At 44.9% G+C, this 15813-nt stretch carries 14 protein-coding genes, 1 tRNA gene, 1 pseudogene and 1 riboswitch; of the genes and pseudogenes, 14 read left to right on the forward strand and 2 right to left on the reverse strand.

Annotation, left to right across the window (positions count from 1 at the left end; translation table 11 throughout):
• Positions 1–282 precede the first annotated feature (282 nt).
• Entirely contained in the window at positions 283–2544 is a 2262-nt protein-coding gene (locus tag NO989_RS20310; RefSeq protein ID WP_371343106.1) for a GNAT family N-acetyltransferase, read from the reverse strand.
• 59 nt (positions 2545–2603) lie between these two features.
• Here NO989_RS20310 and NO989_RS20315 point away from each other — a divergent pair, with 59 nt between their 5' ends.
• From NO989_RS20315 to NO989_RS20360, 10 genes are all read left to right on the forward strand, one after another.
• Positions 2604–3029, forward strand: a complete 426-nt coding sequence (locus NO989_RS20315) for an acyl-CoA thioesterase (protein ID WP_012517742.1) — start codon at positions 2604–2606, stop codon at positions 3027–3029.
• 130 nt (positions 3030–3159) lie between these two features.
• Positions 3160–3263: riboswitch (TPP riboswitch) on the forward strand.
• A gap of 55 nt (positions 3264–3318) precedes the next feature.
• Positions 3319–5409 carry a TonB-dependent receptor gene (locus NO989_RS20320; protein WP_371343107.1) on the forward strand — a complete coding sequence of 697 codons (2091 nt, stop codon included), beginning with the start codon at positions 3319–3321 and terminating at the stop codon, positions 5407–5409.
• A 17-nt stretch (positions 5410–5426) separates the two neighbouring features.
• Positions 5427–5690, forward strand: a complete 264-nt coding sequence (locus NO989_RS20325; protein ID WP_014975943.1) for a hypothetical protein — start codon at positions 5427–5429, stop codon at positions 5688–5690.
• The gene (pnuC, locus tag NO989_RS20330; RefSeq protein ID WP_371343108.1) at positions 5690–6334 is read left to right on the forward strand and encodes a nicotinamide riboside transporter PnuC; all 645 of its coding nucleotides are present in this window, start codon (positions 5690–5692) and stop codon (positions 6332–6334) included. Before NO989_RS20325 ends, pnuC begins: the two co-directional genes overlap by 1 nt.
• Positions 6291–7142, forward strand: coding sequence for a phosphotransferase (locus NO989_RS20335; protein ID WP_371343109.1), 852 nt, complete (start codon positions 6291–6293; stop codon positions 7140–7142). Before pnuC ends, NO989_RS20335 begins: the two co-directional genes overlap by 44 nt.
• 211 nt (positions 7143–7353) lie before the next feature.
• A tRNA-Trp gene (locus NO989_RS20340) sits at positions 7354–7430 on the forward strand.
• Positions 7431–7748: 318 nt separating this feature from the next.
• Positions 7749–8477: an alanine acetyltransferase gene (locus tag NO989_RS20345; RefSeq protein ID WP_371343110.1), complete on the forward strand. Its 729-nt coding sequence runs from the start codon at positions 7749–7751 to the stop codon at positions 8475–8477.
• Between the two features lie 8 nt (positions 8478–8485).
• Positions 8486–8986: a ribosomal protein S18-alanine N-acetyltransferase gene (gene rimI / locus NO989_RS20350; protein ID WP_371343111.1), complete on the forward strand. Its 501-nt coding sequence runs from the start codon at positions 8486–8488 to the stop codon at positions 8984–8986.
• A 128-nt stretch (positions 8987–9114) separates the two neighbouring features.
• On the forward strand, positions 9115–9411 hold the full coding sequence (locus NO989_RS20355; protein WP_371343112.1) for a 2OG-Fe(II) oxygenase: 297 nt from the start codon (positions 9115–9117) through the stop codon (positions 9409–9411).
• 228 nt (positions 9412–9639) lie between these two features.
• Positions 9640–10569, forward strand: a complete 930-nt coding sequence (locus tag NO989_RS20360) for a DMT family transporter (RefSeq protein WP_371343113.1) — start codon at positions 9640–9642, stop codon at positions 10567–10569.
• 7 nt (positions 10570–10576) lie between these two features.
• On the opposite strand, the gene NO989_RS20365 is transcribed toward NO989_RS20360, so the two are convergent.
• Entirely contained in the window at positions 10577–11473 is an 897-nt protein-coding gene (locus NO989_RS20365; RefSeq protein ID WP_014948715.1) for a LysR family transcriptional regulator, read from the reverse strand.
• 192 nt (positions 11474–11665) lie between these two features.
• Between NO989_RS20365 and NO989_RS20370 the strand changes: the two are divergent.
• From NO989_RS20370 to NO989_RS20385, 4 genes and pseudogenes are all read left to right on the forward strand, one after another.
• A pseudogene (locus tag NO989_RS20370) lies at positions 11666–12866 on the forward strand (MFS transporter).
• Between the two features lie 10 nt (positions 12867–12876).
• Positions 12877–13785, forward strand: a complete 909-nt coding sequence (locus tag NO989_RS20375) for a TIGR03571 family LLM class oxidoreductase (protein ID WP_371343114.1) — start codon at positions 12877–12879, stop codon at positions 13783–13785.
• A 21-nt stretch (positions 13786–13806) separates the two neighbouring features.
• Positions 13807–14643 (forward strand): 2,5-didehydrogluconate reductase DkgB, encoded by an 837-nt coding sequence (dkgB, locus tag NO989_RS20380; protein ID WP_371343115.1) that lies wholly within the window; start codon positions 13807–13809, stop codon positions 14641–14643.
• A 30-nt stretch (positions 14644–14673) separates the two neighbouring features.
• The gene (locus NO989_RS20385; protein ID WP_371343116.1) at positions 14674–15609 is read left to right on the forward strand and encodes an alcohol dehydrogenase catalytic domain-containing protein; all 936 of its coding nucleotides are present in this window, start codon (positions 14674–14676) and stop codon (positions 15607–15609) included.
• Positions 15610–15813 lie beyond the last annotated feature (204 nt).

The raw sequence follows: 15813 nt of genomic DNA on the forward strand, positions 1-15813 counted from the left end.
ATCGCGATCGCAGCCTTCGGCTGCTAGAAAAAATAAACCCCTCCGAAAAAAGAGGGGTTTATCATCAATCTGAGCCTCCCTTTGGGAGGCTTTTTTTTGCCCTTAATTTAGTAAGTGAGCTTTTCTCGAATAGGGTTATATTTATAGGGCTTTAACATCAATCCGCATAGATCATTAGCCTTTCAGCGGTATTTAAAATGTTCGTAATCGCGGCTTGTTAACGCAGGTATAGTGGCTCTACGCCAAGCTGATTATTTGTACTTTCAGGCTACAGACTTTCTATTATTTGAAAGCAGGCAGAAGTGCTTCTCTTATAATAATAGTGACTTCTTTTAACCCACTTGCTTTTAGGTTTTCTTCGTTGAATGTAGAAACAAGTTGCTTCGCATTCATATCTGAATGTGTAAGTACTTTTCTGAGAAAGCGCTTCGTGTTAATGATTTCAACAAGACGCCATAGCGTATACAGTATTGTGTTATTTGGCTTGTTCAGTTGAGTATTTGCGCTTGGTGTAGGCTGAGTCTCTGCATAACGCGCAATTTTATGTAATATCGGCCAAACATCATCTAAAGTGCGTGTGCCTTGGGTGAAATGTACTAACTTTTCTACATAGATTGTCAGTATGCTAATGGGCACGTTGTCTAACTGGTTATCGAATTTAAAGCTCTCTTTTAGCGCTACCAATTCAGAAAGCAGTTTTTTTGCTCTGTTGGAATGAGGATATAACGCTAGTGCACTGGTTTCTCCACTGGCTTTATTAGGCTTTCGCCCATAGTCTACAATCTCAAATCCATTTCTTTTCCAAAAACTGTCTAACTTAAGTGTCGTTCCATAAGAAGTACAGATAGCGTCAATACTTTGCTTCTTGGCTTCATCACTAACTCTTTGTAGCAAGTAACTGCCCATACCCTTACTCTGCGCAAGCGTATCGACGGCAATACGGTTAATACGCCAATATCTAAACGTTGCTGTTTTTGCATCAGCAGACAACAGAGCAAGTCGCTGTGCACCTAAATGCCCTTTAGGACGACGCTTTCCAGACGCAATCCCCAATGCGGTATCGTTCAGGTAGTCGCTACCTTCAGCGTTTATGATTGCAGCACCTATCACGTTGTCGTTGAATTTAAGTATGGCAACAAGTACATCCGGGCTATCCATCAAGCGCATAAAATCATCGGGCGTAGTTTGATAATGGGCTAATGAAAGTAGCGACATTATTTGCTGAAGCGCCTTTTCGGAAATGCTTTTAAACGAACTTATGGAAAAATCGTAATCTATCGGTGGGTTAATACTGTTTTTGAAATTAATCTCGCCAATATTGCGCGCCGCATCTCTGTCCTCAAATAAACAAGTCGTATTGAAAAAGGCTTCAATGGGATCATGTTCGAACCATCGTAACGGCGTTGATAGTCTTAAATGGATAGCTGATGGCGGTAAACTAGGGATGAGTTTGTGAATAAAACCACTGCCTGAACCTTCATAACCCAAAAGCGTAGTACTAAGCACCCACTGCTTGTGGTTGGCTATGATCCGGTATACATCCGGGAGGGGGATTGAAGCCGCTTCATCAACAATTACAACGTCGTACTTTTCATCTTCTGTGGTATATAACAAGGCACTGTCAGGGGGCACCCATTTTACACTGCCAAACGTCGCTGCCTCATTCTTATCATCAAGGCTTTGTTGGGTTTGAATGTTAGCGGTGGATGGTTGTTGTGTTTTGGCACCGCCTATTTCGTACTGTTGAATACGTGAATGCACGTTCTTCACATTATCGAAGCGTTCACTGGTTAATAGTACATTTTTACCCTGTCTGATTAGGCTTTCAATGAATATACCTAATAATGATGACTTGCCTCTGCCTCTTGGGGCGGTAATCAGCGCGTTTAGTTTATTAAGTGAGTGTGCTTGATATAAACGACTGTATGCCTGCTCTTGCTCTTCTGATTTAAATAGTGAGCCTCTATAGACGTTTGATGTTAAGCCTTCGCTAATACGGTACATAGCCGTATCTGGAAGCGTGGTTTTTTCTTCAGTGTGAAATGCCACGTAGTCGTTGTTGCGCAGGTGCTTTATAAAACGTTCGAGGTATCGGCTCTGTGTAAGCGTAAACCCCTCCGACAGGAACGAGACCGAAATATTGTTGACCCATTCACTCAATGCAGGGCAAATAAGTATTAAACAACCACTGCGTTTAACGATCCCCGCCACTGCCATCACGTCGCCAGGTTTGAATGAATCGCGACAGTCTAATGTGGCAATGTCACATTCGCTCCCCAGTACTTGTTTGCGGTTCTTTCCCTTAAGTGTATCGCCAGCAAAATTCACAACGCTTATAGATGAAACTTCATCCACAAAGGCTTGAACGCTACGTATGGCAGCTTCACAAAAATCATCATTGCCAGATATTACAAGCATTCTCCGGTGAAGCGGGCAAGTCACGTTTGATAAGTGTGAAGCGTGAGAGCTTTTTTTGCAGCCATTTTCGCCGCTATTTTCAAAGTAGGGGGCTAATAGCCATTCGCGTAATTGAGTTAGCGCCATGAATCAGTTTTTTCGGTATAATCTAACGCTATAGTAGCGATTTATTATGAGGAATTCGAATGCGCTTTCTTTCTCGGCGTCTAGTTATGCCAAACGACCTTAATTACGCCAATTCTTTGTTCGGTGGCCGCGCGTTAGAATGGATAGACGAAGAAGCTGCAATTTGGGCTATTTGTCAGCTAGAAACTAATTGCTTGGTAACTAAGCATATTGGTGAAATTAGTTTCGAATCACCGGCTATGCAGGGTGATATCGTAGAGTTTGGTCTAGAAACTAAAGCTGTAGGCCGCACATCTATTACCGTAAGCTGCTTGGTACGCAACAAAGCAACCAAGAAAACCATCTGTTTTGCAGACGATATCGTTTTCGTAAAGGTTGACCCTGATACGCGTCAACCAACCGCACACGGCAAAACGTTGGAAGGTTTAAAAGCACAAACTGACGATGAAGTACGTCGCCTAAATATGAATATTGACGCTGAATAGCCCTAAGCTTTCAACGCCTTATATCATATATAAAACCTTACGTTAGCTTAACGTCTTATCTGCTTGACGGCGTGTATCGAACTGGTAGACTCCGTCGCAGAAGTTGAGTTTGCTAGTTTTAGCCGCGCAACACTATACCAAGGGGTGTCCGTTTTCGGTCTGAGATCCACATTCGTGGGAACCCTTAAACCTGATCCGGATAATACCGGCGTAGGGATGGTTCACAATATAGCCTTATCACCTGCCGTTAGACCCGGATCTTTTTTCTTAAATAAGAATAAGAGATCCCATGTATAAAACACTTTTCACACTTTCACTGCTTGCTAGTTCCGTTGCGGCCTATGCGCAACAAACCAATGTAAGTAACACTTCAGATAGCACGCCATCAGATATTGAGCGCGTCATCGTATCTGGTGATTTTCGCCAAACTACACTCGACCAGTTAAGTGCTAGCGCGACCATTTTAGATCAAGAGCGTCTTCGCAGTAGACAGCCGAGCCATATCGACAGTGTGCTAAACAGTATTCCAAACGTAAACTTTGCAGCTGGTGCGTCTCGCGGCCGCTTCGTGCAAATTCGCGGTATTGGAGAGCGTAGTCAGTTCGCCGAGCCTATCAATCCTTCTGTAAGCTTTATCGTCGATGAATTTGATTTTTCAGGCCTTGCTGCGGCAGGTCTTATTTTTGATACTAAACAACTAGAGGTATATCGCGGACCTCAGGCTACCTTATACGGCACAGGTGCTTTGGCCGGAGCGGTTAAACTCTCCAGTAATGACGTGGGTAGCGACGCCCCAGACTACGTTGAAGCCCGCATTGGGAACAAAGAGAGTTACCGTATTGAAGGCGCCACTGGTGATGATATCAACACGGATTGGGGCTATCGTGTTGCGCTGGTTCATAATCGCAGTGATGGCTTTGTAGAAAATACGTTCTTAAATAGAAGCGATACCGCGAATATCGATGAAACCGCACTGCGCTTTGCCGTTGAAGGCAGCGTAGATGAGCGAACCACACTTGCACTTACTTATCGCTGGTACGATATCGATAACGGTTACGATGCATTCTCGCTAGACAATGACAACAAAACGCTGTCTGATGAACCAGGATTTGACGAACACCAAACCCACGCTGTTAGCGCGCGCTCTACAACCAATACAGCAGCGGGCGACTTTATTCTAATTGCCACCCATGCTTCTCACAATATTGCTTATGGCTACGATGAAGACTGGACATTCACAGGGTTTCACCCGTGGGGTTACACGTCTTTTGACGCCTATTATCGCGAGGTAGAAACACAGACCGGCGAGATGCGTTTCGTGTCGTCTGACAGTGCCGCACTTTTTGATGGTATGACTGACTGGACAATAGGCGTATTTTATAAAAGCACGGAAGAAAAGCTGCTACGTCAATACACTTATTTGGATAGTGACTTTGCCAGTGAATACACGCCTACGACGACCGCTATCTATGCTCAGACTGAAAGTCGTTTGAACGAAAATTTAGTACTGGTAGCAGGGTTAAGAGTAGAAAGCTACGATTTTGATTACGCTGATAACAACCAACTTACTCGCGCGTTCGACACCACCATGGTAGGCGGGAAAGTCGCGCTTCAGTATACGCAGGGCAATCACTTCTATTACGGCAGTATTTCACGCGGATATAAAGGTGCAGGCTTTAACCCCGACAGCCGCGTGAATGACAATCAGCGATTCTTCGACGAAGAATATAACTGGAACTACGAAATAGGTGTAAAGGGTCCATTACTTACGCCTGACCTAATTGCTCGTGCTGCAATTTTCTATATGGATAGAAAAGATACTCAGGTGAGCGATTTTGACGTTATCACTCGTGATGACGGTACGGCAGGGTTCGTAGACATTATTGATAATGCTGATTTAGGAACAAACAAAGGAGCCGAGCTGGAGCTTAGCTGGATTGCTAGTGATGCATGGCAGCTAGATGCAAGTGTTGGATATCTAAGCGCTACCTTTGAAGGGTATACGCTTGCAGACGGTACTGAAGTGTCTGAGCAAAGACAGGCTCAATCACCTAAGTGGACCGCAAACCTGTATAGTGAGTACGCACTTACAGATAACATGCTCTGGCGTGTAGATGTAGATTACAAAAGCGAATACCGTTTTTCTGACGGCCATGATGTAACCTCGCCAAGTACTACGCTGGTTAATTCGGAGATTGTGGTGCTACACGGTGATTGGCAGACATCACTGTGGGTACAAAATGCTTTTGATCGTGAGTACTACACCCGTGGATTCGGTGGTTTCAGCAACGACCCTCGCGATGAGTATGCCTTCGATGAGCCATATTACCAAATAGGTAACGGTCGTCAGTTTGGCGTTACTGTTAATTACGCGTTTTAAAATAAAAGGAAACAGACATGCAAGTTATGGTTGAACTGTCGTTGTACCCATTGGTTAACGAATACATTCCACCTATTCAAGATTTCATTGATAGGTTAAATAGCTACAGTGATATTACAGTTTCAACAAGCTCAACCAGCACGCAGGTTACAGGTGACTATGGTGTGGTTATGAAAGTACTTGGTGAAGAAATGCAAAGGACCCATGAAGAAGTGGGGCAAGCTATTTTCGTGGCCAAGTTCTTAAACTTCGATGCCATGCAATCTAGAAAATCATCTTAATGGCTAGCTTTTTTTCTGAGTTTACCTCACAAATTGCCGCTACTTCACTGTTAGAGTGGGTAGCGGTTGTCCTCGCTATTGCCTATGTGCTGTTAGCCGCAAAACAGAACAGCTGGTGTTGGCTGTGCGCTTTTGTGAGTACCGCAATTTACACCTGGCTATTCTGGCAGGTGACTTTGCCATTTCAGTCTGCGCTTAACTTCTTTTATATGATAATGGCGGGATACGGTTATTATCAGTGGTCGAAAGGGGCGGAAGACGGCGATGTTAAGCCAGTGCTTTATTGGCCGTTCTGGGCTCATTTGCTCATTGTGCCGAGTATGTTATTGCTCGCTTGGGTTCTGTCTGAGGTGGCAGGATCACAGTTCAATAGTGAGTACCTACTATTAGATGCGAGCATTAATTTATTGAGTGTAGTCACAACATTTATGGTGGCGCATAAAATCCTGCAAAACTGGGTTTATTGGTTTTTCATCAATTTAGCGTCCGCCTATTTATACCTGCAAGTGGGTTATGCATTATCTGCTTGCCTGTTCTTAGGCTATGTTGGTTTTGCGGTATTTGGGTATTACCAGTGGCTAGTACAATATAAAAAACAAGGTGAACAGGTTGGATATCATCGCCACGCTGCAAAAGGCGCTTAATCTTAGCGACAGTGCGAAAATTTCGTCACACCCTGCTGGAGCGGTAAATCACGTTTACCGCGTTCAAGAGCTCGCAGATAGTCAGTTACCCTTGATTGCAAATAACCTTCAAAGTAGTGGGCAACCAAAGTCGGATCATAACCCTGTCGACTTAGCGGTGAAATGGATGGGCGATGATGACTTTAGTGGGGTTAATCGTGCGCACCAATTTGCTTTGCAGCAACAGCTTTATAGGTTGGGAGTAGCGCCGCAACCTATATGGTTAAGCGATGATGAAACCATTTGGGTTGAGCAGTGGCTAGAGCACAGTGACAGTGCGACGCTTTCAATGCTTGAGCTGGCCAACACCCTCGCTCGTATTCATTCTTTGCCCATTACCGCTAGGCCATTAGATTTAGCATCAAGATGGCAGCATTATATTGATGTTGCACAGCTCGATATGAGCAGTGAACTTTATTTAAAAGCCCAATCATTGCAAAAACAAGTAATAAAAAGTGAACAAGACGATGACGACTATGTGTTATGTCATAATGACTTGCTAACTAATCACTTATTACTGAGCGCAGATAACTCACTCAAAGTTATTGATTGGGAATATGCCGCCATGGGAAACCGCTACTTCGATTTAGCAAGTTGCTGCCTTATCAATAAACTTGAAATCAATGAAAGTAGAGAGCTCGTTAAGCATTACGCCAAGCTAATGAATATCGATGAGCACGACGCGATAGCGAAATTTGATCTGCACACCGAGATTGTCGCTATCACTAATGACCTGTGGTTTGCTGCGCTTAACGCCAATAAGGTCTAATTGTCATAAACTGCTCCGCACTTAAAAGTGACGCTGCATAGAAGTCGGTTTAAAAGCGGGCAATAAGACAAAACACAGGTGATGGATAAAGCCTATTTGGTGTTATTCGATTGAAAAAACAGCGCATTGCGTGTTAATTAAGCATGCAGTGCATGGTAGTGATAAAAAGGCTTTACCTTTTTAATGTCATCCGTATAATGCACAGCGCGCTAGGGGTGTAGTTCGAATTGGTAGAACAGCGGTCTCCAAAACCGATGGTTGGGGGTTCGAGTCCCTCCACCCCTGCCACTTTCTCTTCTTGTGAACGTTTACGTTCAAATCCTAAATTGTTTCTTTGTTAAATTCTTCTTCGATTCTTCTTCAATTTTATTGGTTTCTGTTGCTAGTGCTTAATTTGCTGCAGCTGTTTTATTTCCTCTTATACCAAGGGCTAGGCATTATAAACCCGCGAATAACCCTTATGAATTAACGCTTATGAATTAGCGCTTGAGCATTAAACAGCAGGTGCAATCCGAGCAAAAGAACGCGATAGTTATTCAACCAAGCCTGCAACTTTAGTAAACTAAACAAATACAATGAACTATCCACGTTAGGTGTTTTTGCGCAATGTCTCTTACTTCATATCAGCAGGCGGTTTTACAAGAAATGGGGATCCCGGTTTGGATCACCAAAGAAGCCTACACTGAGCTAAAGCAGGAAGACCAAGCGAAACAAAACAATACTAATGCAGTACAACGCAACGTCGGCACTGCTAGTAGTTCATCGACAAAATTACCCTTCAGCCAAAACGCTCAAACCAATAAGCCACCTTCAACGCCAATATCTCAAGAAGAAAAGCAATCACGTCTTGCTCAGTTGCGGGCAAATGTTGGCAGTAGCGCGAAAGATAAGGCTAAGCCTAAAGACGGCGGGGCAGCAAAACTTTCCACACCTGGTGCGTCGCACGATGAAGGGAAAGTAGGGCAAACCGAAACAGGTGCTTCACAGTCACACAACATTTCGCCGTCTTTCGACAATGCGGTTACCTCGCAAGAGTCTTTAACAAAGTCTATTGGCGCAAAAGGGCCTTTATCGCCTGAAGGTATCCCGTTAAGTGCCGAACAGAAAGCAAAATCACAGCAATGGCTGAAGGACTTACAGCTAGCCTGCGTTCAGTTGGGTATACCGTCACAGTGGGCTAGCACCATAATGATTGGCCGTGCGCTATCGGTAACCGAAACGGCCATTATATTGCCAGCCACACCGCTTAAACTCTCAACTGTGCAAAAACGGGAGCTGTGGGCGCAGCTTATCAGCGCAGCACGCGAATTAAACCACTCCGCTAACGGACAGTAGTCGCTTCGATGAAGTTAACAATCGTACCGCCACAAGGCTTTAACGAGCGCATTGAACTTGCTCATGCTATCCATCAAGAGGCACACGTGTCGCCTTGGAAACTAAGTACCTTCGCGGATTGTTTCACCAAACCCTATTACGGGGTGTTTGCCTTTGAAAATGACAAGACTGTTGGCTATGCCATCATGCTTGAGGTCGTTGATGAAGCTACGCTGATGGATATTGCGGTAGACAGTGGCGCAAGAGGCAAGGGTATAGGTCGCGCTTTAGTTGATTTTGTCATTGAGACATCGGTAAAAAATGCAATGCGTGAAATGTGGCTAGAAGTGCGTGAAAGTAACCATACTGCTATTGCGCTGTATGAGAGCTCGGGGTTTGAGCATATAGAAACCCGCAAAAATTATTACACCGTAAAAAATAATGATGACGGGCATGACAAGAGTAATGGAAACAGCGCACAAAAAGAAAACGCTAAAATCATGAAGTGGACAAATCTCACCTTAGCCTAGTTTTTGTATTCCTAGACATATACGTTTCGCGTATATCAAAGCATTATCTGAACTCAGCATACGCTTCCAGACCATAGCCGTGCGTGTTTAAATTAGAACACGTCCCCATCAATCAAGGTATAAATAGCATGGCTAAAGTGCTCAACAAGGCTTTAATCTCATCGAAACGATTTGCTATAAATATGGTTACCTACAAAGAGGGTCATAGCGTGTTAGAACATAATGACCCTATGGGCAGCGGGCGTTACTTTAAATTTAATGTAGTACTAAAAAAGCCGAAGCGCGGCGGTCAATTTTGGGCAGAGAAAGTCATCTTTAATCTCTTTAACCGCATTTACTTTTTTCGGCCAGATAAGTACATGCACAGCGTTAGCAAAATAGAAAAAGGGGAGCGGAAGCTGCTCTCTGTTGCATTGTACCTATAAGTCATAGTGTTTATCAGTGATTAACCACCCGTATAGCAAAGTTTCCACAAGGTTTTAAAAAGTTGACCATTTGGTCGATAAATTGGCGTCTTTGCACGGTCAGGAAGGTTTTAATCCCTTGCTAATTCACTTATATTTGCGCCCTCAAAATTCTCCGCCTACATTCAGCTTACCAGGCGGTAGAAACTTCTCTTAACGCAGTTCGTGTAATTGGATTTTTTAAAACGCATGTCTTCATCATCGGTGGCGGAAAAAGAGCAATCAAAAGGCATTAAAATGCTTTTGGTTGCGGTGTTGTGTTTAGGACTTAACTGGCCAAGCATGAAATTAGGGCTCGAGATTGTAGGGCCTGTATGGATGGTGTGCTTGCGCTTCTTGTTAAGCCTTCCGGTACTCGCGCTGTTTGTACTTATCACCAAAAAACGTATACCGGTGCTCAATCGTAAAGATCGCTCGGTGGTGTTTGTCGTTGCCTTTTTCCAGTTTATCCTATCAATGGGGCTTATTACTGTCTCTCTGCAGTTTATTCCTGCCGGCACGGCCAGTATTCTTATTTACACCACACCGCTTTGGATGCTGCTTATCGACACCCTATGGTATCGGCAACGCCCGCCTTCTAAGCGATTAATTCTAACCGGTATATCTACCATTGGCTGTGCAATGATTTTATTTGCTTCGGGACAACCGGGCGCGTGGCTACCGCTCTTTGGTATGTTGCTGGCATCTGCATTGTGGGCGGTCGCTATTCGAAGAGTGTCTTTTCACAAGTGGAATGGAAGCGTCATTGAAGCTGTCTTCTGGCAGTTTACCATCGCAGGTTTCGCCATGCTTGCTATTGCACTGATAGTTGAACCAATACCTAATTTTGGGGCTTACGATATAAGCGATTGGTTACTATTGGCGTACATTGGGCCAGTGGCAACGGGTCTCGGTTTTGGCCTTATGGTAGCGGCGGGGCCTAAATTACCCCCAGATAAAATTGTTCTTATTAGTACACTCACTCCGATAGTTGGTTATGTAAGTTCTGTGATATTGCTTAAAGAAACGCTACTGCCTATGGTTATGGCCGGTGCAATATTGATGATAGCCGCGCTAATAGTAAATGGCCTTCCTCAAAGCACACTTAAAAAGATATTAGGTAAAGGCCACGCGAAATAAAGGTAAGTTAAAGAGTTAGTCGAGGCTGTATAAAATCTAAAAACGCAGAGATACGAGACGATACTGCACTATTTTTATAGTATACCGCTTGTACCGACTCTCTGCGGTTTGGACTGACGATATCGTCGCGAAATAGCGCTACCAGCGAGCCTGCACTGATATCTTTGTGTACCATAAAGTGAGAAAGTAACGCGATACCTTGACCTGCCAAGCACAGCTGGCGAATAGTTTCGCCGCTTGATGCACGAAGACTGTACTGCAAGTTAATATCTTGCTTGAGCGGCCATTTATTTAGACTTGGTGAGTCGCTAAAACCAATCAGTTTGTGTTTGTTTAGCGTGCTAATTCCATCCTCACCTTCAGATATGGGATATTTTTCAAGATACTGTGGGCTTGCCACAATATGCAGCTTACTTTTTCCTAAACGTCTAGCGTGCAAGTTAGAGTCACTTAAATCACCAATACGTATTGCGATATCGGTTTTATGTTCCAACAGGTCGATAATGCTGTCATGACTGGTGATATCGAGTGTTATGTCAGGAAATGCTTCTCGAAATTCACCCACTAACGGCGCTAGCTGGTGAAATACAAACGGGCTCGCAGCATCGACCCGAAGTTTTCCAGAAGGGGCGCGCTTTAATAGCCGTAATGCTTCTTCACCTTTTTCTAATATGTTTAGCCCGTCTCTGGCATATTGCAGGAAAAGCTCACCTTCTTCTGTTAGTTCCAACCGTCTGGTAGTGCGATTCAATAAGGTTACATCTAAGCCATCTTCAAGACGGGTAACCGCTCTACTAACTTTTGCAACCTGCTGATTGAGTAGATTGGCAGCACTGGAAAAACTACCTGTATCCACAACGGTTAGGAACGCTTCTAAATCTTCAGTTTTTGATGAGACTGGCATCGCACACCTTATATTTTCAAATATCGCAAAAGTATTTTGTCATTAGTGCTGTTTTTTGCAAATAAATTTATCGTCAAACTGTACGCACTTTATTAATGGCTTTCAAAAAACGGTGTAGTTGTTCGTTCTAGAAGCCAATGGTGGCGTTGTTAATCAAGCCATCTCGTTAATTACTTTTTGAGGAAAATTGAAATGCCTATTGCATTATTTGCGTTAACGTTAAGTGCGTTTGCTATTGGCACAACAGAGTTCGTGATAGTGGGGCTTGTCCCCACCATTGCTACTGATCTTGGCGTTACGTTACCGAGCGCAGGCTTACTGGTAAGCTTGTACGCCGTTGGTGTTGCCGTTGGCGCACCGGTTCTTACCGCCCTTACGGGAAAGTGGAATAGAAAGCATGTTCTGCTTAGCTTAATGGCGCTATTTGTGGCTGGTAATATTCTTGCTTGGCAAGCGCCTAGCTACGAGAGCTTAATTTTAGCTCGCATTTTGACAGGCTTAGCGCACGGTGTGTTCTTTTCCATAGGGTCAACTATTGCTACAGGGCTAGTGGCGAAAGAAAAAGAAGCCAGTGCTATTGCCATTATGTTTACGGGCTTAACCGTAGCCTTGGTTACTGGCGTACCTTTAGGTACCTGGATTGGTCAAAACTTCGGTTGGAGAGCAACCTTCCTTGTGGTTTCCGCGCTTGGCACACTTGCGCTAATAGGCAGTGCGTTGCTGGTACCGAACAACCTTAAACAAAGTAAACCGGCCACCTTGAGTGAACAAATGAAGGTGTTGGTTCAGCCTCGTCTGGTATTAGTGTATCTAATGACGATATTGGGCTATGGCGGCACATTTACGGCATTCACCTATCTCGCTCCTATATTGCAGGAAGAGGCGGGGTTTGCGCCCTCAGCCATCAGCTTAATTATGCTAGTTTACGGTGTGTCTGTCGCGGTAGGCAATATATATGGCGGCAAGCTCGCTGACAAAAAAAGGCCCGATCCGCGCGCTAACAATCATCTTTTCAGCCCTTTCAGTCATCTTGTTTGCGCTGACGTTTACCATGGGCAGTAAAGTTGCCGCAGTGATCACCGTTTTAGTGTGGGGCGCCTTTGCCTTTGGCAATGTTCCAGGACTTCAGGTGTACGTTGTTCAATTAGCAGAGAAGTTTACTCCCAATGCTGTTGATGTCGCTTCAGGTTTAAATATCGCGGCATTTAACATTGGCATAGCAGTGGGTTCAATACTGGGCGGTGCAATTGTAGACGGCATGCAGTTATCTGATACCGCATGGATTGGCGCAATTATTTCTGTTGCAGCGTTACTTGTTACACGTTACAGCGGCTACTTAGACAAGTGCGCACTCAGTACTGCGAATACGGCGAATAACACAACGAGCGCGTAGGGAGGTCATAATGACGACAAATACCTTTGATAAGCTTGCACAAAATACGTTCTCAGTAGGTGTAGAGCTTCCGCTAGATAACGACTGGGCGCATTTCGACGCCACAAAAGGTACGCCATTCGGCGTACCTGATATGACCGAGCATCACAGCCGTATTCAATTAGCCGACAAACTAGGGTTTAAAGCAGCGTGGGTACGAGATGTACCGGTTTACGACCCTAGTTTTGGTGATGCCGCTCAGGTTTTCGAAACCTTTACTTACCTGGGCTATTTAGCGGGTATTACAGACAATATTCTATTAGGGACAGCCGCTGTTGTTTTGCCTCTTAGGCAGCCATGGCTTGTTAAAAAGGCGGCAGCAACGGTGCAGCAGCTAAGTAACGACCGCCTTATACTCGGTGTAGCCAGTGGGGATAGACCGGTCGAGTATCCGTTGTTCGATGTCGATTTTGACAGTCGCGGCGAGCACTTCAGGCAGTCACTGGAAATTGTAAAGCACGGTGAGAATTCCCTTAAGCCTGGTATGTCGCTGTTACCGCGTTCAACAACGCCGCCAATGTACGTTGCAGGGCTCGCTCAGCAAAGCCCTCAGTGGGTTGGAGAAAATATGGACGGTTGGCTGGCGTATCCAGGTACACCGAACGAGCATGTAAAGCGCGTAGAGCTATGGCGAAATGTCGCAGGCAACAAGCCTTACGTTAGTTTTATTCATCTCAACTTGGTTGAAGACGATGAAGCGCCCATAAAACGCCACCGATTCGGGGTTGAAACTGGTGTAAATGGGCTTATCAAAGAACTCAATGCAATGAAAGAAGCGGGGGTTGATCATATTGGCCTGCACTTCAGACGTAATACGCAACCAGTAGAAGACGCGATGCAGCGCATTGCTGACTACGTATTACCTCACTTTCATAAATAACGGAACCAACAAGGAGGCATCATGCCGAATGTAAATCAGTCACAATCTAAAATTCCTTCGCTAGGTGTAGGCACGTTTCGCTTAAAAGACGATGAAGCCTATAACAGCGTGACAATGGCACTTGAAGTGGGTTTCCGTCACATTGATACGGCGCAAATTTACGGCAATGAAGAAGCGGTAGGTCACGCTATTAAAGACGCTATTGCAAACAACCTTGTTGCACGTGAAGACCTTTACGTCACCACCAAGGTGTGGAATGACAAGTTGAATAAAGCAAGCTTTGTGGATAGCGTAAAAGAGAGTTTGGAAAAGCTTCAATTGTCGTACGTTGACCTGCTACTTATTCATTGGCCGTCACCGGAAAACGGCGAAAGCATGGAAGAGTATTTAGGAGAATTGCTACGCGTTAAGGAACTGGGACTCACAAAAGAAATTGGTATTTCTAATTTTACCGTGGCACAAATTGAAGAAGCGGTGAGTATCTTGGGCGAGGGCGTTATTTCCACGAATCAGGTAGAGGTACATCCTTATCTTACTAATGAAAAAGTGCGTGCAGCCTGTGAGAAACAAGGTATCACAGTGACAGGATATATGCCGTTTGCTGTTGGTAAAGTGCTAAAAGACGAGACCATCATTGCAATTGCAGATAAGCACAGAGTGAGCACTGCTGAGGTAGTGGTAGCCTGGGAGCTGGCCCATGGTTTAGTCACTATTCCATCGTCGACTAAGCGCAAGAATCTGGAAACCAATTTCAAAGCGCTTGAACTTACGTTAGGCGCTGACGATATCGCAAAGATTGACGCGCTAGATTGTGGCGACCGTCAAGCTAACCCAGATTTTTCACCTGCGTGGGACTAATCGGAAAAATCACTGTGTTAAGGAGCTTTTATGCAAGCTAACGTTTGGCAATTTGAACAAGCTGGCGCATCACTGGTAAAGCAGGTACGCGAGTATTCTGAGCCGAAGGCAGGGCGTATTGTCGTGCGCAACTATGCTATTGGCATTAACCCAGTTGACTGGAAGTTTATCGATGATAACCCGCGCGACTGGGAAAAAGGGCATATTCCCGGTGTGGACGGTGCGGGTGTTGTTGTCGCTGTAGGAGAGGGCGTTGATAACAGTCTATTGGGTAAGCGTGTGGCTTACCATCATAGCCTAGGTGAAAACGGAAGTTTTGCCGATCATAGTGAAGTGTATGCTAGCCGTGTAATGGTCGTGCCGGAAAGCGTTGATTTTGCACTAGCTGCTGCGTTGCCATGTCCAATGCTTACTGCCTGGCAAGCCTTCAGTAAAGTGCCGGTCCGAAAGGGGGCTGACGTGTTAGTCAGCGGTATGGGCGCCGTTAACAAATTGCTGGCGCAAATGCTTTCTCAGGCCGGTTTTAATGTACATGTTATCTCAGGGAGCTTTTCGCAAGAGCAAGCCGGTGAGATGGGCGTAAAAGCCATCCATCGCGGTAAACCTGAAGGACAAACATTTTACGCGCTTTTCGACGCGAATGGTCCAGACTATGCGGCGTCACTTGTACCGCTTCTTGAAGCTAATGGTCACGTAGTGAGTATTCTAGGTCGTATTGAAGTGCCTGTTGATGCGCCTTTCACGCGTACTATTTCTTATCATGAGATAGCGCTAGGTGCGCTGCATGATTATGGCGATTTGTCACAGTGGCAGCGTTTGGTGAAAGACGGTGAGGCTCTACTTGAGCAAGTTGCTGCGCAAACGTTGGTTGTCGAAATACCTAACGTGTTTGAATTCGATAATTTGAATAACGCGCTGCAATTTTCAAAAGAAGACAAACGAAAGGCAGTGGTTGCGGTTTCATAAAGCAGGAATGATTAAGGTCCTTCTCTATCCCTAGCGATCTAAAGGGCTTCCTCTGCTCGCCTAAAGGCTTCGACGATATCGTCGAAGCCTTTTTTATTGGGTCAGTACATTTCAAGGGCCTGTTGACCTTTGTTGTACATTTTTGCAGCGGTCTGTGTGCCATCTAGACAAGGCGAATGTTTGACGGTTTAGTGGTTCTAAATC

The organism is Alteromonas sp. DY56-G5 (assembly GCF_041414725.1).
In the GTDB taxonomy this organism is placed as follows: Bacteria; Pseudomonadota; Gammaproteobacteria; order Enterobacterales; family Alteromonadaceae; genus Alteromonas; species Alteromonas macleodii.

Excerpts from the sequence above, each read along its gene's own strand:
- NO989_RS20375 (WP_371343114.1), top strand. The coding sequence starts at position 12,877 with ATGACGACAAATACCTTTGATAAGCTTGCACAAAATACGTTCTCAGTA.
- NO989_RS20365 (WP_014948715.1), bottom strand. The coding sequence starts at position 11,473 with ATGCCAGTCTCATCAAAAACTGAAGATTTAGAAGCGTTCCTAACCGTT.
- NO989_RS20345 (WP_371343110.1), top strand. The coding sequence starts at position 7,749 with ATGTCTCTTACTTCATATCAGCAGGCGGTTTTACAAGAAATGGGGATC.
- pnuC (WP_371343108.1), top strand. The coding sequence starts at position 5,690 with ATGGCTAGCTTTTTTTCTGAGTTTACCTCACAAATTGCCGCTACTTCA.
- NO989_RS20325 (WP_014975943.1), top strand. The coding sequence starts at position 5,427 with ATGCAAGTTATGGTTGAACTGTCGTTGTACCCATTGGTTAACGAATAC.
- NO989_RS20360 (WP_371343113.1), top strand. The coding sequence starts at position 9,640 with ATGTCTTCATCATCGGTGGCGGAAAAAGAGCAATCAAAAGGCATTAAA.
- NO989_RS20355 (WP_371343112.1), top strand. The coding sequence starts at position 9,115 with ATGGCTAAAGTGCTCAACAAGGCTTTAATCTCATCGAAACGATTTGCT.
- dkgB (WP_371343115.1), top strand. The coding sequence starts at position 13,807 with ATGCCGAATGTAAATCAGTCACAATCTAAAATTCCTTCGCTAGGTGTA.
- NO989_RS20315 (WP_012517742.1), top strand. The coding sequence starts at position 2,604 with ATGCGCTTTCTTTCTCGGCGTCTAGTTATGCCAAACGACCTTAATTAC.
- rimI (WP_371343111.1), top strand. The coding sequence starts at position 8,486 with ATGAAGTTAACAATCGTACCGCCACAAGGCTTTAACGAGCGCATTGAA.
- NO989_RS20320 (WP_371343107.1), top strand. The coding sequence starts at position 3,319 with ATGTATAAAACACTTTTCACACTTTCACTGCTTGCTAGTTCCGTTGCG.
- NO989_RS20310 (WP_371343106.1), bottom strand. The coding sequence starts at position 2,544 with ATGGCGCTAACTCAATTACGCGAATGGCTATTAGCCCCCTACTTTGAA.
- NO989_RS20385 (WP_371343116.1), top strand. The coding sequence starts at position 14,674 with ATGCAAGCTAACGTTTGGCAATTTGAACAAGCTGGCGCATCACTGGTA.